At 59.8% G+C, this 17588-nt stretch carries 16 protein-coding genes and 1 riboswitch; of the genes, 5 read left to right on the top strand and 11 right to left on the bottom strand.

The genetic code is table 11. The features are described 5' to 3' along the window. Nucleotides 1–39 precede the first annotated feature (39 nt). Nucleotides 40–1224 (bottom strand): isovaleryl-CoA dehydrogenase, encoded by a 1185-nt coding sequence (locus VGU61_RS10050; RefSeq protein WP_326858979.1) that lies wholly within the window; start codon nucleotides 1222–1224, stop codon nucleotides 40–42. A gap of 101 nt (nucleotides 1225–1325) precedes the next feature. Beyond that, a complete protein-coding gene (locus tag VGU61_RS10055; protein ID WP_326858980.1) occupies nucleotides 1326–1769 on the bottom strand; it encodes a MerR family DNA-binding transcriptional regulator in 444 nt (147 codons plus the stop codon). Nucleotides 1770–1908: 139 nt separating this feature from the next. On the opposite strand from VGU61_RS10055, the gene VGU61_RS10060 reads away from it, so the two are divergent. The 3 genes from VGU61_RS10060 (at nucleotide 1909) to VGU61_RS10070 (ending at nucleotide 4767) form a co-directional block, all read left to right on the top strand. Continuing rightward, nucleotides 1909–2973 carry an MBL fold metallo-hydrolase gene (locus VGU61_RS10060; RefSeq protein ID WP_326858981.1) on the top strand — a complete coding sequence of 355 codons (1065 nt, stop codon included), beginning with the start codon at nucleotides 1909–1911 and terminating at the stop codon, nucleotides 2971–2973. A gap of 111 nt (nucleotides 2974–3084) precedes the next feature. Further along, nucleotides 3085–4008: a DMT family transporter gene (locus VGU61_RS10065; RefSeq protein ID WP_326858982.1), complete on the top strand. Its 924-nt coding sequence runs from the start codon at nucleotides 3085–3087 to the stop codon at nucleotides 4006–4008. A gap of 354 nt (nucleotides 4009–4362) precedes the next feature. After that, the gene (locus tag VGU61_RS10070; protein WP_326858983.1) at nucleotides 4363–4767 is read left to right on the top strand and encodes a hypothetical protein; all 405 of its coding nucleotides are present in this window, start codon (nucleotides 4363–4365) and stop codon (nucleotides 4765–4767) included. An 18-nt stretch (nucleotides 4768–4785) separates the two neighbouring features. Here VGU61_RS10070 and VGU61_RS10075 read toward each other — a convergent pair whose 3' ends face one another. The 8 genes from VGU61_RS10075 to VGU61_RS10110 all read right to left on the bottom strand — a co-directional run bounded on the left by VGU61_RS10075 (nucleotide 4786) and on the right by VGU61_RS10110 (nucleotide 13816). Then, a complete protein-coding gene (locus tag VGU61_RS10075) occupies nucleotides 4786–5589 on the bottom strand; it encodes a helical backbone metal receptor (protein WP_326858984.1) in 804 nt (267 codons plus the stop codon). A gap of 10 nt (nucleotides 5590–5599) precedes the next feature. After that, nucleotides 5600–6388 carry an SDR family oxidoreductase gene (locus tag VGU61_RS10080; RefSeq protein WP_326858985.1) on the bottom strand — a complete coding sequence of 263 codons (789 nt, stop codon included), beginning with the start codon at nucleotides 6386–6388 and terminating at the stop codon, nucleotides 5600–5602. 96 nt (nucleotides 6389–6484) lie between these two features. Continuing rightward, complete coding sequence (locus VGU61_RS10085; RefSeq protein ID WP_326858986.1) at nucleotides 6485–7195, bottom strand: thiol:disulfide interchange protein DsbA/DsbL; 711 nt, start codon at nucleotides 7193–7195, stop codon at nucleotides 6485–6487. Between the two features lie 26 nt (nucleotides 7196–7221). Next, nucleotides 7222–7914, bottom strand: coding sequence for an SPOR domain-containing protein (locus VGU61_RS10090; RefSeq protein ID WP_326858987.1), 693 nt, complete (start codon nucleotides 7912–7914; stop codon nucleotides 7222–7224). 33 nt (nucleotides 7915–7947) lie between these two features. Beyond that, nucleotides 7948–9690 (bottom strand): arginine--tRNA ligase, encoded by a 1743-nt coding sequence (gene argS / locus VGU61_RS10095; RefSeq protein WP_326858988.1) that lies wholly within the window; start codon nucleotides 9688–9690, stop codon nucleotides 7948–7950. A 78-nt stretch (nucleotides 9691–9768) separates the two neighbouring features. Then, on the bottom strand, nucleotides 9769–10179 hold the full coding sequence (locus VGU61_RS10100; RefSeq protein ID WP_326858989.1) for a gamma-glutamylcyclotransferase family protein: 411 nt from the start codon (nucleotides 10177–10179) through the stop codon (nucleotides 9769–9771). A gap of 4 nt (nucleotides 10180–10183) precedes the next feature. Next, complete coding sequence (locus VGU61_RS10105; protein WP_326858990.1) at nucleotides 10184–11410, bottom strand: diguanylate cyclase; 1227 nt, start codon at nucleotides 11408–11410, stop codon at nucleotides 10184–10186. 141 nt (nucleotides 11411–11551) lie between these two features. Then, a complete protein-coding gene (locus tag VGU61_RS10110; protein ID WP_326858991.1) occupies nucleotides 11552–13816 on the bottom strand; it encodes a S8 family peptidase in 2265 nt (754 codons plus the stop codon). A 58-nt stretch (nucleotides 13817–13874) separates the two neighbouring features. Further along, nucleotides 13875–13964, bottom strand: a riboswitch (cyclic di-GMP riboswitch). Between the two features lie 312 nt (nucleotides 13965–14276). Between VGU61_RS10110 and VGU61_RS10115 the strand changes: the two genes are divergently transcribed. Beyond that, nucleotides 14277–15116 (top strand): Crp/Fnr family transcriptional regulator, encoded by an 840-nt coding sequence (locus tag VGU61_RS10115; RefSeq protein WP_326858992.1) that lies wholly within the window; start codon nucleotides 14277–14279, stop codon nucleotides 15114–15116. An 84-nt stretch (nucleotides 15117–15200) separates the two neighbouring features. On the opposite strand, the gene VGU61_RS22635 is transcribed toward VGU61_RS10115, so the two are convergent. Further along, nucleotides 15201–15536: a BON domain-containing protein gene (locus VGU61_RS22635; RefSeq protein WP_414691618.1), complete on the bottom strand. Its 336-nt coding sequence runs from the start codon at nucleotides 15534–15536 to the stop codon at nucleotides 15201–15203. Between the two features lie 725 nt (nucleotides 15537–16261). Here VGU61_RS22635 and VGU61_RS10125 point away from each other — a divergent pair. Beyond that, on the top strand, nucleotides 16262–17536 hold the full coding sequence (locus tag VGU61_RS10125; RefSeq protein WP_326858994.1) for a site-specific integrase: 1275 nt from the start codon (nucleotides 16262–16264) through the stop codon (nucleotides 17534–17536). Nucleotides 17537–17588: the final 52 nt, after the last annotated feature.

Genomic DNA, 17588 nt, shown 5'->3' on the forward strand with positions numbered 1-17588 from the left:
CCTACGAGGGGGAGGGAACCGGCAGTTGCGTGCCCGACCTCACTTCGTCTCCGCAAACAACTCCCGCCCGATCAGCATCCGCCGGATCTCGCTCGTTCCCGCACCAATCTCATACAGCTTCGCATCGCGCCACAGCCGCCCGGTCGGGTAATCATTGATATACCCGTTGCCGCCCAGCGCCTGGATCGCCTCGCCCGCCATCCACGTCGCCTTTTCGGCCGAGTACAGAATCGCGCCCGCAGCATCCTTGCGCAGGGCGCGCGCCGCTTCCGGCGTCTTCGCCCGGTCGCAGGCTTGGCCGACCGCATAGACATAGGCCTTGCAGGCCATCATGGTCGAATACATGTCTGCCAGCTTGCCCTGCATCAACTGAAATTCACCGATCGGCTGGCCGAACTGCTTGCGGTCGTGCACATACGGCACCACCACGTCCATGCAGGCCTGCATGATGCCGAGCGGGCCGCCCGAGAGTACCGCGCGCTCGTAGTCGAGACCGGACATCAGCACGTTGACGCCCTTTCCGAGACCGCCGAGCACATTTTCCGCCGGCACTTCGCAATCCTCGAACACCAGTTCGCCGGTGTGGGAGCCACGCATCCCGAGCTTGTCCAGCTTCTGCGCGACGCTGAAGCCTTTCGCGCCTTTTTCAACCAGGAAGGCGGTCATGCCGCGCGGCCCGGCTTCGATATCATTCTTCGCATAGACCACCAGCACATCGGCATCAGGCCCGTTGGTGATCCACATCTTGGTGCCGTTGAGCACCCAGCGGTCGCCCTTCCAGTCGGCGCGCAGTTTCATGCTCACCACGTCCGAACCGGCGCCCGGTTCCGACATCGCCAGCGCGCCGACGAAATCGCCCGAGATCAGCTTTGGCAGGTACTTGGCTTTCTGTTCCGGCGTACCGTTGCGGCGGATCTGGTTGACGCAGAGATTGGAATGCGCGCCGTAGGACAATCCAACCGACGCCGAGGCACGCGAAATTTCCTCCATCGCGACGATATGCGCGAGATATCCCATCGCGGTGCCGCCGTATTCCTCGTCCACCGTCACGCCCAGCAAACCGAGGTCGCCCATCTTCTTCCACAAGTCCATCGGGAACTGGTCGCTGCGGTCGATCTCGGCGGCGCGCGGCGCAATTTCCGATTGCGCGAATTGCTGCACCGTCTCACGCAGCGCGGCGATATCCTCGCCATGATCAAAGGTCAAGCCGGGCAAATGCATCATGTCGTCCTCGCGGATTGGAAGTGTGAAATGGGAAAAACGGGTGCCAGCAGCGCAAAATCATACCGCCAATTGACGTTAACGTAAACGTAAAGCCGCAGGCCCTAGGCAGCATCCTTGAGGCGCCTCACAACCGGCTTCTTTGGGGCGGGCGACTCCTTCGCCGGCTTGTCTTCCTCGAGCATGCGCCGGCATTGCTCCTCATGCGCGGCGATCTCCGCCAGCGTGATCTGCAGATCCTCCTGCTGCCGTTCCAGCATTTCGCGGTGCTGGGCGAGCACCGCCAGGAAGCGCTTGAGCTGCGCCGCCGTATCGCGCGGCGACTCGTACATATCGACCAGGCTCTTGATCTCCGAAAGGCTTAGCCCGAGCCGCTTGCCGCGCAATGTGAGTTTGAGCCGTGTGCGTTCGCGCGCACTGTAGACCCGGGTACGCCCCCCCGCCCCTTCCCGCTTCGGACTGAGCAAGCCCTGGTCTTCATAGAAACGGATCGCGCGCGGCGTGATATCGAATTCGCGCGCCAGTTCGGTAATGGTGTAGGTCGGCATGATGGCGTCCGATGTACGCTGAAAAGCGAATGTGTTTAGAATGACAGTTAACGTTAACGTCAACATATTGTAGGCGCGCATGCCTGAAATGTGAACCTGCAAACTTTCCCTATCCAAATTCTTCTCCCAACGCGCGCTAATGAATCCGCTTGAATCCCAACTCGATTACGCCTTCGGCGATACGCTTCCCGAACCGGGCACGGTGCGCCAGGTGGCGCCCGGCCTGTTCTGGCTCCGCATGGGCCTGCCATTCGCCCTGAACCATATCAACCTGTGGCTGTTGCGCGATCGCCTCGATAATGGCGCCGGCCTGCAGGACGGCTGGACCGTGATCGATTGCGGCATTGCCAACGACGCCACCCGCGCTTCCTGGGACAACGTATTTTCGACAGCGCTGGACGGCCTGCCCATCCTGCGCGTCATCGTGACCCATTGCCATCCTGACCACGTCGGCCTGTCGGACTGGCTGTGCTCCCGCTGGAAGGCGCCGTTATGGATGACTGCCGGCGAATACGCATTTGCCCGCATGATGTCGGCCGCCCTGCCGGGCGTCGACGGCACCGCGATACTGCCGCATTTCCAGCGCCACGGGCTGACCGATCCGGCGATGCTGGAGCAGTTGCAAGGACGAAAAAGCTACTACCCGACGCTGGTGCCGGCCGTGCCGGCGTCCTATCACCGCATGCAGGACGGCCAGGCAGTCCGCATCGGCGGGCATGACTGGCGGGTGATCACCGGTTTCGGCCATGCGCCGGAACATGTTTCGCTGTACTGCGCCGATCTGAACGTCCTGATTTCTGGCGACATGGTGCTGCCGCGCATTTCCACCAATGTGTCGGTGTTCGCCATCGAACCGGAAGCCAACCCGGTGCAGCAGTATCTCGATTCGCTGCAAAAATATACCGGCCTGCCGGACGACACGCTGGTGCTGCCGTCGCATGGCAAGCCGTTCCACGGCTTGCATACCCGCATTGCCCAATTGAACGATCATCACCGTGAACGTCTTGCGGAGGTGGTGGATGCCTGCGCGTCGCCCCGGTCCGCCGCCGATATCGTTCCGATCATGTTCCGCCGCGAGCTCGATGCGCACCAGCTGACCTTCGCGCTCGGCGAAGCGCTGGCTCATCTGCACAAGCTGTGGTTCGATGGCGTCCTTCTGCGGGAAAATGGCAAAGACGGCATAATTCGTTTCCGCAAGTCATAAGCTCTGCCACTTCGCAGGCCGCCCTGGTCGATCCGCCGGGGCGTGCCGTGCAACAGTTCAATTCAACCGCGGCCTTGGCTGTCCAGCGCCGAATCCGATTCCGGCCCCTGCATGAAAACCACCCCTGCCTCACCCGCCACGTCCACCGCATCCGTTCCGCTTTCGGTCTATATCAAGCTGGTGTTCGTTGCTCTGTTTTGGGGCGGCACATTCATCGCCGGGCGCATCATCGCGCAGGCAGTGCCGCATCTGACGGCAGCCAGCGGGCGCTTTGCTGTCGCCTGCCTGCTGTTGCTGCCATTGGCCTACAAAATGGAGGGTGGCCTGCCACGGCTGAACCGATCGCAAGTAATGGCAACCTTTGCGCTCGGCGCCACCGGTATTTTTCTTTACAACCTGTGCTTTTTCGCTGCGCTGTCGCGCATGCCGGCGGGCCGCACCGCGTTGTTTGTCGCCCTTAACCCGATCGTGACGGCGCTCGCGCTGGCATTCCTGTTCCGCGAGCGGCTCGCGCCGCGCAAGTGGGTTGGCATCGCCATCGCGTTCGTCGGAGCGGCCATCATCATCACCCGGGGCGACCTGGCCGGCGCAGTGCGGGATATCTCGCAATCGATCGGACTTGGAGAATTATTGATGTTTTGCGGCATCTCCGGCTGGGCGGCCTACACCATCATCGGCCGCCATGCGCTCAAGGGACTGTCACCGATTGCCGCGACCACCTATGCGTCGTTATGGGGCTTGCTGCTGCTGTGCGCCGGCGCGGCCTTCGAGTTGCCTGAACTGGACCCCGCGCGCTTCACCTGGGAAGTCATTGCATCGATCGTCTACCTCGGCGCCTTCGGCACGGCAATCGGCTTCATCTGGTACTACGAAGGCGTCAAGGCGATCGGCCCGGCACGCACCGCGGTCTTCAACAACCTGGTGCCGGTGTTCGGCATCACGCTCGCCGCCCTTCTGCTGCGTGAACCCATCCTCCTCTCGATGATCGTGGGCGGAATACTGGTCATCGCAGGCGTGACGCTCACGAACCGGTAATCGCCATTCATCCGTGCAATTGAATCGCGTGCAAGACATGAACTATTAATGATGCCCGGGGTTCTAAATTGTCGGATGCGCTTGGGTGCTCCAGCATCAATCGACCTTGTTTTTACCCACGATATATCGACTGTCTTGTCAGCGCTCCACGGTGACGCATTTCCCCCTTCAAGCATTTGCCATTGCAAGAGCGGCAAAAAGTACCCATCCATATCAAACTTATTGTCGAATGCAGAAGGGAAAGGTGATTGAGTCTGCGATAATGTGTAAATAGTTCTTAACACTTTCGGTCACAACCAGTTGCTACGTTGCAAAGACTGACTGTCACGACAAGACATGGAATAGTGCGCGGTAATGAATCCATCAATCGAACGAGAAGGTTTTAGCGAACGCCTGCAGCAAGCACTGCGAAACGCCGAGTATTCTCCCGATAGTCCGACACAGCTGGCGCGGGAGTTCAATATTCGATTCGAAGGCCGTCCGATCACCGTGCATGCGGCACGCAAATGGCTGGTGGGAGAGGCTATTCCTACCCAGGAAAAATTGCGCACGCTGGCGCAATGGCTGGGCGTACCGGCTGAATGGCTGCGCTTTGGCGGCAACGAAATGCAGCCGACTGCCGATCCAACCGGTGCACCTTCCCGTTTTGAAAGTGCGGATGTGAAGCTGATCGCCGATCTTCAGCGCCTCGACGAGCACCATCAATCCATCGCCCGCGAGATCCTGCGCATGCTGGTGCGCATCAACCGCAAGAAATAACCCGCCGGACAGCACTCCTCAATTCACTTCACCCATAGCCAGTCGCCGCAGATACCGCAGTCCATCGATCGCGCGGCTTCCATACCAGGACATCATTTCACCGTCGACCAGCTGCACCGGTTTGCCGATCTGCCGCTCCAGTGCATCCACATGGGCTTCGGTAAAGCGGTACGGCTCGGTGGACAGCAGCACGACATCAATCGCGCGCACCAGCGCGTCGGTCCACTCGAATGCCGGATAGCGCCGTCCATCGGACGGTCCGCTTTCGCATTCCCAGCCGATTTCCTTCAGCATCGCCGCGATATAGGTATCGGTCGAGACCGTCATCCATGGATCTTTCCAGATGCAGTACAGCACTTTTTGCGGCGGACGCGGCGGCAGCGCAGCCAGCGCCGCATATTCTTGCTCGAACGACGCGCACAAGGCATCGGCGCGGGACCGAGCGCCGAAAATGCCGCCGATCAGCCGGTACAGGGCCAGGTTGTCGCAAGGCACAAGTGGATGGGTCACGATGACATGGGGAATGAATTCCGCCAGCGCATCTACCGTCGGCTTTTCGTTTTCATCGATATTCACCACCAGGTGTGTCGGAGCCAGCCGGCGGATTTTTTCGATGTTCACATCCTTGGTGCCGCCGATTTTCGGAATCGCCCGCACCACCTCGACCGGGTGCACGCAAAACCCGGTACGTCCAACAAGCTGCGCTCCCAATCCGAGCGCGCACAACAGCTCGGTCAGCGAAGGAACGAGGGATACGATGCGCACGAGCTGCGGGTTCGAAACTGGCCGGTGGTGTTGTCCGATGGCGTCGATCAGGTCCATGCCGCCCCCGTCAATGTCCGGCCTGCCGCGTCTTGTGCGGCGCCTTTGAAAATGCGAGATCGTATGCCCAGTTCGGCAGCAGGCGGAGCAGCTTGGCGACCACACCCATCTGCCATGGTATGACCGAATAGCTGACGCCCCTGGCAATATCCGCCGCCGCCTTTGCGGCAAAGCGCGGTGCCGGCATCAGGAACGGCATCGGGTAGGTGTTCACCTGCGTCATCGGGGTGTCGATATAGCCCGGCGCGATCGTCACCACGCGAACGCCGCTGGATCGCAGCTCCACCCGCAGCGATTCGCAGTAGCTGATGACTGCTGCCTTGGAGGCGCTGTAAGCGCCCGCTCCGGGCAGTCCCCGTATGCCCGCCACGCTGCCGATGCCGACCAGCCGGCACCCCCTGTCGCCGGTCCGCGCCTGCGCTTTCATGGTGGCGACAAAGGGCGCGAAAGTGGCGACCGTGGCCGATACGTTGGTGGCGAGGATGCGTTCGAAGACCGGCAAGTCTTCCTTGTATTCGGTCAGCGTCCCCTGCGAAATGCCGGCATTGGCAATCACCACGTCGACACCGCCGCCTGCCGCGATGAAATCGGCCGCCGCCGCCGCCAGCGCCGCATGGTTGGTCACGTCGAGCGGATAGAGCCGGTGGCGTTGCGGATGCGGCAAGCCGGCGGCAAGCTGCTGCAGCACGTCGCGGTGCCGCGCGACCAGTCCGACCATTGCGCCCTGCTCCGCGTAATGCCGTGCCAAGGCAGCGCCAATTCCGCTTGATGCGCCGGTGATGAATACGCGTTTGCTCATAAGGGATATCCTGCCTGCCTTTCCGTAATCGCATGCCCAATAAAAAAGTCCGCCCTCTTACGAGTGACGGACCCTGCCGAAGCGAATGTGTACCGCTTATTTTTTCGGCGCTTCAGCCGCCGCGGGGCTCACGCCGCCGGCGCCTTTTTCCTTGGCGGCCTTGGCCACCAGCCAATCCATCACCTGCAGCGTGCCGGCCTGCAAGGCTTCTTCCGGCTGATTGCGCATGCTGTTGCCGACAATCGACGGCGAGGTCAGGTAACGGCCATCGATGGCGATGAGCGGCACACCGTCGATCTGATACGCAACCTGCAGCTGTTTCGCGCGGCCAACCTTGCTTTGCACGCCGAAAGAGTTGTACACATCAAGAAACTTCTGCTTGTCCAGTCCCTGTGCCACCGCCCACGTGGTGATGGACGCTTCGCTGTTGAGCGGACGCTTCTGTTCGTGCACGCTTTGGAACACCTTCGGATGCAGGTCATCCAGGCGACCGAGCGTTTCCAGCGTGTAGTACAGCTTCTGTTCCGGCACGAAGGAATCGCGGAATGCGATCGGCACCCGCTTGAATACAATCTTGTCGCCCTGTTTTTTCACCCAGTCGACCAGTGCCGGCTCCAGCGCATTGCAGTGCGGACAGGAATACCAGAAGAACTCGGTGACTTCGACCTTCTTGCCGGAGTCGGTCTGCTGTGGTTTGTCGAGCGTGCGGTAATCGACGCCGTTCTGTGGATTGGCAGGCGAAGCGCCGGCACCAAGCGCCACGAGGCCAAGGCTCAATGCGGCCAATGCATGCTTGAAAAAACGCATATGTTTCCTTTTCACTATGTCCTGATTCATTTCGAGATGCGCACGACAGCCGCATCCACACCATTATCCGACAACTTTCCACGTACCCGGTTCGCCGGTTCAAGCTGGGCAAAAGGGCCGACCCGCACCCGGTACAGCACGCCGGTTTCGGATTGGCGTTCCGAGATGCGCGCTTCCACCCCCATCAATGCCAGCTTGGCGCGGGTATTTTCGGCGTCAGCCTGCTCGCGAAAAGCGCCAGCCTGCAGATAGTACGACCATTTGTCGTCGGCTGCTTCGCCGGCGGTTTCCGGCTTTTTGGCGTCGCTGGTTTTCAGCTCCGCTTTCCTTGCGGTCTCCGCGATCGGATCGAGCGCCGCCACTTTCTTGTCCGCCTTCGCTTCAGGCTTGGATTCGGCTTTCGTTTCGGCTTTCCTGTCGGCGGAAGCATCGGCAGGCAGGGTGACGACCGGTTCCTTCACGAAGGTCTTGGCGGCTTCCTTGGCTGCCGCGCGGTTGCCGTACAGAGGCTTGTTCGGATCGGTGGATTGCGCCGCCGACGGACCAGTGGACTTCTCTTGCTTGCCCATCTTGTTGGTGAAGGGCACCGGCGTCTTGGTGATCACCATTGCGACGCCCAGCGCGATCGCCAGGCCGATCACCAGGCCGATGATGATGCCGACCAATGTGCCGCCGCGCTGCCTGTTGTGAAGTGGGGTGTGATGGTGCTGAGTGTGCATTGTCCGTGCTTCCGTTTGCTTGTACGTCCCTGATTACATCCTTGACGGCGCCGATACGCCGATCAGCGCCAAACCGTTGCGCAACACCTGGCGCGTCGCGCACATCAATGCCAGGCGCGCCATCTTGATGGACTCGTCGTCCACCAGAACCCGCTCCGCATTGTAGTAACTATGCAATTCACCCGCCAGATCGCGTAGATAGAAAGCTACCTGATGCGGGCCGAGTTCGTCGAGCGCTTTCTGCAGCATCTCCGGATATTCGGCCAGCTTTGCCAACAGTGCCGCTTCACGCGGCGACACCAGCGGCGACAGGTCGGCTCCGCGCAACGCATCGAGCGCCGCTGCATCGCCGCCCCACTGCGCCAGTACCGAGCAGATGCGCGCATGCGCATACTGGACGTAGTACACCGGGTTTTCGTCGGACTGCGCCAGCGCCAGGTCGACGTCGAAAACGAACTCGGTGTCGGCCTTGCGGGAGATGAGGAAGAAGCGCACCGCGTCGCGTCCGCGCGTCAGGTCGCGCGTGCCGTCCTCGGCTGCCATGTCACCGGATGACCATTCGATCAGGTCGCGCACCGTGACGTAAGAGCCGGCTCGCTTGGAGATTTTGACTTCTTCGCCGTTCTTCATCACGGTCACCATCTTGTGCAGCACATAGTCCGGATAACCCTGCGGGATACCGAGCCCGACCGCCTGCAGGCCGGCGCGCACGCGGGCGATGGTGCCGTGATGGTCGCTGCCCTGCACGTTGATGACCTTGCCGAAACCGCGCTCCCACTTGGTGATGTGATAAGCGACATCCGGCACGAAGTAGGTATAGGTGCCGTCGGACTTTTTCATCACGCGGTCCTTGTCGTCGCCGTAGTCGGTGGTGCGCAGCCACAGCGCGCCATCCTGCTCGTAGGTCTTGCCGGCCTTGACAAGCGCGTCGACCGCGGCGGCAACCCTGCCGTCGGTGTACAGCGAGGATTCGAGATAGTAGTTGTCGAACTTCACGCCGAAAGCCTGCAGGTCGAGATCCTGTTCGCGTCGCAGATAGGTGACCGCGAATTTGCGGATCGACTCGATATCATCGGCGTCGCCGCTGGCGGTGACCGGCGCGCCGTCGCTGGCAGCCACGGTTTTCTTCTGCAGGAAGTCGGCGGCGATGTCGGCGATGTAGTCGCCGTTGTAGGCCGATTCCGGCCACGCTGCGTCGCCCGGCTTGGCCCCCTTGGCACGGGCCTGCACCGACAATGCGAGGTTGGCGATCTGCACGCCGGCGTCGTTGTAGTAGAACTCGCGCGTGACGTCGAAGCCCTGCGCTTCGAGCAGCGCCGACATGGCGTCGCCCAATGCGCCCTGGCGGCCGTGGCCGACATGAAGCGGACCGGTCGGGTTGGCGGATACGAATTCGACCAGCACTTTTTTCCCGGCGCCGGCGGTGCTCCTGCCAAAAGCGTCGGCCTGTACCAGCACTTCCTTCACCACCGCCTGCTTGGCGGCGGTCGCCACCCGCAGGTTGATGAAGCCGGGACCAGCGATGTCGATCGATTCGATCAGGCCGGTCCTTGCCGGATTGGCGAGCAGGGCGGCGACCAGCGACTGCGCCAGGTCACGCGGGTTCTTTTTCAGCGGCTTGGCCAGTTGCATGGCGATGTTGCAGGCGATGTCGCCATGTGCCGGGTCGCGCGGACGCTCCAGGATGACGGATGGCTGCAATCCGCTGTCGGCGACGATGGGCGCAAGCGCGGCCTGGAAAAGGTCGATGATCTGTTGTTTTTGCGAAGCGAGCATGGGGTTGTGCGAATGTTGGCGGAATGGCCAGACAAGGATGTTGGAGGATGGGGAATTATACCGGCTTGCCTGCGGCAATCATCGCGGGCAGTATGTGCTCAGGAAGCGCTCCATCTGGAAGCTTTCCGGCCGCCACAGCGCGTCGGACAGCCGCTCGGGTGCAATGAAAATATAGCTGGCGGCTTTGAGCGTGTCTCCGTTGCCCAGCACGACGGAAATCATGTGGCGCCGGTATTCCGTTCCCTCGAAGGCGTCGAGCGCCGCGATGTCATCGGCAGAGACGTCGAAATAAATGACGCCATCCACCCGTGCTCCGGCCGCGGGGACCATGTCCGGATAGGTTTCGCCCGAGATGTCGAATCGTGCATGTTCACGGGCGGTCGCCGGCATCGAGCGGTAGCTGCCCTGCACTACCTTTTCCCAGACAGGGGCGAACATGAGCGAACCATAGGTAAAAACGTGGCAAAGCATTGCGATATCGTCTGACATGGCCTCAGGCCGGCTTGGCAGTGTACAGCGCAACCTGGTTGCGGCCTTCCTTTTTCGCCTTGTACAGCGCGGCGTCGGCCCCGGCAAGCAACTCCGCCGAATCACTGCGCAATCCCGGCTCGATCGCGGCGACGCCGAAGCTGATCGTCACCAGCGGCGCCACGCCGGATGCCTCGTGCGGGATTTCCAGCGCCAGCACCGCCTTGCGCATCTGCTCGGCAAGCTGGGTCGCGTCCTCGATGGTCGTACTGGGAAGCAGTATTCCAAACTCCTCCCCGCCCAGGCGGGCGGCCAGATCGGAAGAACGTTGCGGCACCGAACGGAGGATTGCGGCAACCCGCTTCAGGCAGACATCGCCGGCCGGATGGCCATAACGGTCGTTGTAGCTTTTGAAAAAATCGACATCGGCCAGAATCAGCGCAACCGGATAGCCGCCGCGCCGCGCCCTGCCCCATTCGAGCGCCAGGCGGCGATCGAATTCACGGCGATTCGCGAGCTGGGTCAGGGGGTCTTCCGCGGACAACTTGCCCAGCAGCGCCACCGCGTGGCTCAGCTCTTCGTTGCGCTCCTGCTCGCGGGCAGTGGCGAGAAAGGCGCGACGCTGATCCTGGTCGGTGCGGAAATTGCCGATCAGGCTGATCGCGACATACGCCATGAATACCACCCAGGCACCAAAAGAGACCGGCTCTCCGGTGACGGATTGCATGTAGGCATGGGAGGCACCGAAAATGAAGACGATGATCGTCGCGCTGGCGAGCGCGCTGCGGAAACGCAGGCTGAGGACAATGCTGTTGAACAGCAGGACCAGGCCAAGGCCGATGACGAGGCGGCCGGCGTACTGGTAAGAGCTCAGGCAGGCAATCCAGCCGATGCTGGCGGCCACGATCACGCCCATCGATGCCAGCAGAATCTCGCGCACGACCACACGGGATACCCGGCTGATGCCTATGGAGCACAGTGCCAGCAGCGGCATCACCAACAGGAAACGGATAGCCCAGGCCTGCTTGTACAGGTCCGGCAATTGCACCCGGTCGGTGACCGCGAACAGCCCGTAAATGATGACGGCGGTCAGCCCGGTAAGGCGATTGCGGTGCAGGCGTACCTGATCCATCTCTTCCTGAAAGGCTGTCTCCATGCTTTCAGGGAAGGGAATGCCGATTTGCCAGAACTTGCGCGCGCGTGCCGGCGGCGCGGAACGTTCTTCAGGAGCGGTGAATTGGTCGTCGGGCATTTATATTTTTTAAATATCGCAGAAACGGAACGCAGAATTTGGCCGACTCAATATTGCCGTATGGCAATTAAGCTTACGCCCATGCATTCCACATGTCCAGCAACAGGTGCCGGACATTGCGAAAACCTTGCCGCCACCGCTTCAGAACTGCCTGCTGTAACGAATCAATGCCAGTTTTTCCGTCGGTGCCTCGCTCATGTGATTCGGATTCCGGCGCAGCAACAGCGTCATGGCCATCGCTTCGTCCCTGCGCAGCGGCTGCTGGTAATTCACTTCCGCCCGCCATTCCCGTACCGCCGGCACCATGGAAAACACCAGCCGTTCACGTTGCTGCCGGCCGTCGCCCTCCAAGCCGGTCATCACGTCCATCACCATGCGTCCGTCGTAGGTGCGCAGCGGCTGCGATACCGCGACGCTGAACCGGTCGCCCTTCTTCACACGGTCGGACGCGATCAGCGCCAGCGAGAATGCATTGGTCCTGATGCCACTGATCTCGGTGATCAGGCTGCCGCTTGTCACGCTGCCCGGCGTGACACCGAACGATGCCTGGCCCGCCAGGGCAATGTCGGGCGCCAGCAACAAGGCGCCCGCCAACTGGACCGAACTGGTCGACGCACGCTGCCCGAAAGCCAATGCGCCGCGCGATTGCGAACCGAGGTAGGCATTGACCTCGCTGGTCTGCGAAAACGACACCGCCATGGCGGCATCACCGAAGGATCGTGAAATTTCGAACAGCGCCGCGTCGGCTTTTGGTGGCCGTCCCCAACCGGAGTCGGGCACAAAGACGCTGTCCTGCGTGGCCAGCGCCTTATTCATGCCTGCGCTCAGCATGCCCAGTTTCAGCTTGAACCCGCCGATATCCTGAGCCACCGCCATATGCGATGCGCCCGGCACCAGCTCGCCATAGGGGTTCGACAGTCCGGCGACGCCGCCGAACGACATGCCGGATTGAAGCTGCAGCGCGCCGACGCCGAAGTAACCGGCGGACATGCCGCCGACCCCAACCGATGCCTCGCGCCCGTCCGCGCCTTTCGCGAGAAACGAAAACGCCGCCAGCTTCACAGCCGGCGCATGGCCGGACCGCCTGCCGTAAGCCGCGTGCCGATGGTAGGCCACCGATAGCTGCGCCCCGTCCGCCAGCACCTGCTCGGCGGTCTCGATACGGTTTGCCATCGCGCCGAACACCTGATCGATCGACAAGGTCGCCGGCCGCGCGATCTGTGCGCCGAGATTGATGTTGAAATCGCGATTGAAATCATCCAGCCCGACCACCCGCAAGTCGCCCGATGCCGCAAGACTCCACAGCCGGCTGACCGCGGCGGAAGGCTGGGCAGCGCCCTGCAGGACATTGATCGTCTTGCCGTTGAACGTGGTGGTCGTCACCGTGCCGATCGGCTGCAAGGCTTTTTCCACGTTCAGCAGGCCGCGGCCGTAAATCGGATCGATACCCGGCGTGCCGAGGTCGGTCGCCGTTACCAGCAGGATGTTGCCGATCTGATCGGCGCGCAGCGTTGGCCATAATTGCTTGATCAACGCGGCGGCGCCGCTAACGACCGGCGTTGCCATCGACGTGCCGCTCATGGTCACATACTGGTCGTTCAGATACGGTGACATCAGCCTGACGCCCGGCGCCACGAGAAACCAGGCGGCGGTATCGCCGGCGCGGTTGGAAAATGCCGCGATGCGATTGTTCGCATCGACCGCGCCGACGGCGATGATTTGATTGTTGGCCCAAACCTCCTTGGCAAAGCGCGCCGGCCAGCCCGGATTGGCCGCCGCATCGTTGCCGGCGGCGGCCACGATCAGCATGCCGCTTCGCACCGCTTCCAGCATCGCCTGTGGATCGTAGCGCGATGCCGCGCCGAGGCTGATATTGGCAATCGCCGCCTTGCCGATCGCATGGCGCAGGCCGCGATCCAGATAAACGGTGGAGCCGCTCCCGCTGTCCTGCAACACCTTCACCGGCATGATCCGTGCGTCGTAGGCCACCCCGAACATGCCGCTGCCATTGCGCCCGGCGCCAATCAGGCCCGCCACGTGCGTGCCGTGTCCCATCCGATCGGTCGTATCGGATGATCCGTTAATCGCATTGAATCCCGGTCCGATTTTCGCCGGCTCGGAAAACTCACGATGCCGTCCGTTCAGTCCGGTATCAAGCACAGCAATCGTCACGCCTTGACCGCTGATCGCGCGGGCATACGCATAGTCGGCGCGGATCTGGCGCAACGCACCCAGCGAGTTCGAGCGTTCCGTATCGATCGCGCCAATGGGCGGGAAATAGGTCTGCGCCGCATCGAGCACCACACCGGATTGCGTGGGCAGGCCTTCGGCGCCAGTCGGCAGCGAAAACGCCGCGGACAATGCAACGGCAATCAGGCTGCGCTGGAAAAATGGGAAGGAGGACATGTGTTGCCTTTCTCCAGTTTCATATCGGAAAAAGGGCAGTGCTGCGCCTGAAACCAGCCTCGGCGACCCCGCTGGCTTGCGTGCGTTGTACACGTGAAGCCTGGAAGTTTTGCGTCTCCGCCTTTCAACGGATTTGCCCTTGCGTACTGCTTAATACGCAAGAGCATTTTGCATTTAATGCTGCCAATAAGAAATGATTTGCTGCGATGCAAGGCTGCCAATGTCGTTAAACGGCACAACCGATATCAGCATGGCAAGTCATTTGGAAAAAGTCCGTGTAGGAAAATGCTGACAGGAAGCCAACTATTTCCCATAGTTTTTTTCATCCTAACGCTGATGTTCATCAAGTTGATGAATCGACATAATGCATCCCATCGATTGCCGGAAAAACACATCGCGGCAAAAAATAGACCGATAAAAATTCTGACGGTAACTCTTAAATATATATACAGGGAACACTATGCTGACATCGCACACGTTGGAACGTACCGCTTCTACTCTCTCCAATAACGCTACCGCACCCGGCGCCGCCGGATGGCAGCGCAACGGCAAGTTATGGTCGAGCCTGAAGGAAGTATGTGACCTGCTGCGCGTTCAGCTCACCTCGGCGCTGGGCGGCGATGAATTCCAGTTCCAGCACATGCAGTTCAAGGCGGGCCAGCGCGTCCATACCATCGGCCAGCCTTTCGACATGCTCTACATTGTCTACTCCGGCTTCCTGAAATCGGTGATGATCGATGAATCCGGCAACGAACAGGTGCTCGGCTTCCCGATGAAGGGCGACATGTTTGGCATCGACGGCATCCACAGCAAGCAGTATTCGACGGAAACGGTTGCACTGTCGAATTGCGAAGTCATCCTCGTACCATTCAAGACCTTCGCCGCGCTGGGCCGCACTCACTCCGAACTGGAGGCTGCGATTTATGGCGTAATGAGCCGTGAACTGGTGCGCGAACAGGCCATGGTCGGCACGCTCGGCTCCCTCAGCGCCGAAGCACGCGTTGCCCGGTTCCTCGTCTACCTGTCGGACCGCTTCACCGAAATGGGATACTCCGGCAAGCAGTTCAACCTGCGGATGACGCGCCAGGAAATCGGCAACTATCTCGGCCTGACACTGGAAACGGTCAGCCGCACCTTGTCGGCATTCAACGCGATCGGATTGATCTGCGTCGACCAGCGCGCAATCGTTCTGAACGACATTCCGGCACTCAAGACTTTGCGCCGCCTGCCGCCGTCTCATACACGCGCCAAGCAGGAAGCCGCCAAGGCGCTGAAGCGTGCGGCACTTGCTACCGCCTGAAGTCAGCCGGCATCATGCATGAAAAAAGCCCGCATCGCGGGCTTTTTCCTTTCCGGCGCAACCAACCGCCGGATCACACACCAATTATTTGCAGGTCATGCACACAATGATTTGATTGTCGACCGAGCGTACACCAGCCACGCCTTCGGCAATCGAACCGGCCTTCTGGAAATGTGCAACCGATTTGACTTCGCCTTTCAGGCGGACGGCTCCCTGGCTCGTGTCGACATTGATGCCCAGGCCGCTGATCTCAGGGTCAGCCAACAGGGCTGTCTTTACCTTTGCCGTGATAGCGGCGTCATCGACAACTTGCCCAGTCGACCGTTGGCCGGATTCGGAAGAGGAACCTTGGTTCATTCCTGCGCAACCAGCCACGAAAGCGGCGGACAAAAGCAGAGCAAGCAATTTGGTATGTTTCATGAAATCCTCATTTTCAATGTATCGCCGTGCGATGCGGAACGCACAACACGCCGTGACTGTTTTGGAAGAAAGGTGGAGCGTTACGGATGGTATGTCTCGATTGTATGGTTGCTTTTTTATTGTCAGGCCTTCACGGTCGGACGAACCGGCTGTCTCGAATCAGACTGCTGCCGGCTATCTGTTGCAACCAAAAAACCTGTATCTACAAGCATATACGAAGCGACAACATCGAGCAACTTGCCGGATCAATAGATTGTTTCACAATTGATGCATTTGTTTAGACGCTATCACACAAGATTTTCATTGCGCCACGATTCGCATGCTTTGCATTCAATCATCCATGTGTACGCATTTTTATCTGCAGGATGCGTATTGGCGACGCGACAGAACGCGACGTTGAGACACATTAGTGGAAGGAACTTCCGAAGGAGATTCGGGAGATGCTCTGATAAGAGCGAGAAAAAGAATGAGTTGGTGACTGAACAATGCTTCAGTCATGAGCAATGTACAGTATTTAAAACTGGCGCGGCTGGCTGGAATCGAACCAGCGACCCTTGGCTTCGGAGTCAGAAAATCCATCCTTTTCCCAACATTTCCGACATTTACCCAATCTAACTATTCATTAAAAATCAATAGCTTAGGAACAAAACGACTTTTATCGGCTCCAACCCGGGTTTCTAAAATTTGCTCTATTTTGTAACCCCGATGTAACCCGGAAGGTCCAAATGGCCAGAAAACAACCCATTCGTATAAAGTTCAGCAAGAGGGAGCTGGAGCAGCTTGAACGTCCTGCTGATGGTTCCCGCATTACCTACCACGATACCAAAGAACCAGGCTTGCAACTCCGGCTCAGTCCGTCCGGCAGAAAGACATTTTGCGTGTTTCGACGAAGCAAGAATGGAGCTCCTGAGCGGGTAACTGTTGGCACATTCCCGGACGTGACTGTCGAACAAGCACGTATTCGCGCAAGTCAGATCAAGAATGCGATAGCTTCCGGCGAGAGCCCTGCATCACAGCTTCGTGATCAACGGAAAGAGCCCACGCTGGGCCAGGCATTCGAGCGCTATCTTGACCGCCATGCCCGTCCCGAGGGGCTCAAGACAGCTGATGCCATGCGTGGCAATTTCGAACGCTATCTTGGGGCTTTGCCGGACCTTCCAGTCAAAAAGCATGGACGCGCGCGGGTAAAGAGCCCTGGATCGGTCAACTGGCAGAACAAGAAGCTTTCGGCTATCAAGCCGACCCATGTCGTCCATCTCCGGGCGTCACTGGCCCAGGAGGCAGGGAAGGCTGCAGCCAACCATGCCCTAAAACTACTGCACGTGATATATAACAAGATGATCGAGTGGGGCGAGTACTGTGGAAGCAATCCGGCTGAGAACGTTTCGGTTCTAAAAATTCGTTCACGCGACCGCTTCCTACAGAAGGACGAACTTCCCAAACTGTTCCAGGTACTTGCCACGACCGACAATCACATTATTCGGGATTACATTTTGTTGTCCATTCTGACGGGCGCTCGCAAGTCCAACGTCCTTGCCATGCGCTGGGACCAAATCAACTTTGATCGGCGAGAATGGCGCATTCCGGATACAAAAAATAACGAACCGGTCATCGTTCAATTACCTGAACAGGCGATGACCATCCTGCACGAGCGCCGTGTCAATGAAGGAGAATGGGTCTTTCCCGGCAGTGGTATGTCTGGCCATCTGCAATCTCCCAAGAAGGGGGTTCAATCAATACTGGATCAGGCCGGCATTGCCGACCTACGCATCCATGACCTGCGCCGAACATTGGGAAGCTGGCAGGCCATTACGGGAGCATCACTCGCCATCATCGGAAAGTCGCTAGGACACAAGTCTACTGCCGCGACGATGATTTATGCTCGGTTGAGCACCGATCCTGTACGTGAATCTGTGGAACGGGCCACCGCCGCCATGCTCGGTGCCGCTAAGACGGACGGAACGAGCCCGATAATCAACCTATTGAAGCGTACTTCTTGATTCATCGTTAGTGGTCCACCCATTAATTCATCACGAATGACCATCTCAAATT

The sequence above is a fragment of the Noviherbaspirillum sp. genome (assembly GCF_035944575.1).
Lineage (GTDB): Bacteria > Pseudomonadota > Gammaproteobacteria > Burkholderiales > Burkholderiaceae_D > Noviherbaspirillum.

Excerpts from the sequence above, each read along its gene's own strand:
- VGU61_RS10085 (WP_326858986.1), bottom strand. The coding sequence starts at position 7,195 with ATGCGTTTTTTCAAGCATGCATTGGCCGCATTGAGCCTTGGCCTCGTG.
- VGU61_RS10060 (WP_326858981.1), top strand. The coding sequence starts at position 1,909 with ATGAATCCGCTTGAATCCCAACTCGATTACGCCTTCGGCGATACGCTT.
- VGU61_RS10075 (WP_326858984.1), bottom strand. The coding sequence starts at position 5,589 with ATGGACCTGATCGACGCCATCGGACAACACCACCGGCCAGTTTCGAAC.
- VGU61_RS10070 (WP_326858983.1), top strand. The coding sequence starts at position 4,363 with ATGAATCCATCAATCGAACGAGAAGGTTTTAGCGAACGCCTGCAGCAA.
- VGU61_RS10115 (WP_326858992.1), top strand. The coding sequence starts at position 14,277 with ATGCTGACATCGCACACGTTGGAACGTACCGCTTCTACTCTCTCCAAT.
- VGU61_RS10105 (WP_326858990.1), bottom strand. The coding sequence starts at position 11,410 with ATGCCCGACGACCAATTCACCGCTCCTGAAGAACGTTCCGCGCCGCCG.
- VGU61_RS10080 (WP_326858985.1), bottom strand. The coding sequence starts at position 6,388 with ATGAGCAAACGCGTATTCATCACCGGCGCATCAAGCGGAATTGGCGCT.
- VGU61_RS10125 (WP_326858994.1), top strand. The coding sequence starts at position 16,262 with ATGGCCAGAAAACAACCCATTCGTATAAAGTTCAGCAAGAGGGAGCTG.
- VGU61_RS22635 (WP_414691618.1), bottom strand. The coding sequence starts at position 15,536 with ATGAAACATACCAAATTGCTTGCTCTGCTTTTGTCCGCCGCTTTCGTG.
- VGU61_RS10100 (WP_326858989.1), bottom strand. The coding sequence starts at position 10,179 with ATGTCAGACGATATCGCAATGCTTTGCCACGTTTTTACCTATGGTTCG.
- VGU61_RS10090 (WP_326858987.1), bottom strand. The coding sequence starts at position 7,914 with ATGCACACTCAGCACCATCACACCCCACTTCACAACAGGCAGCGCGGC.
- VGU61_RS10065 (WP_326858982.1), top strand. The coding sequence starts at position 3,085 with ATGAAAACCACCCCTGCCTCACCCGCCACGTCCACCGCATCCGTTCCG.
- VGU61_RS10050 (WP_326858979.1), bottom strand. The coding sequence starts at position 1,224 with ATGATGCATTTGCCCGGCTTGACCTTTGATCATGGCGAGGATATCGCC.
- VGU61_RS10055 (WP_326858980.1), bottom strand. The coding sequence starts at position 1,769 with ATGCCGACCTACACCATTACCGAACTGGCGCGCGAATTCGATATCACG.
- VGU61_RS10110 (WP_326858991.1), bottom strand. The coding sequence starts at position 13,816 with ATGTCCTCCTTCCCATTTTTCCAGCGCAGCCTGATTGCCGTTGCATTG.
- argS (WP_326858988.1), bottom strand. The coding sequence starts at position 9,690 with ATGCTCGCTTCGCAAAAACAACAGATCATCGACCTTTTCCAGGCCGCG.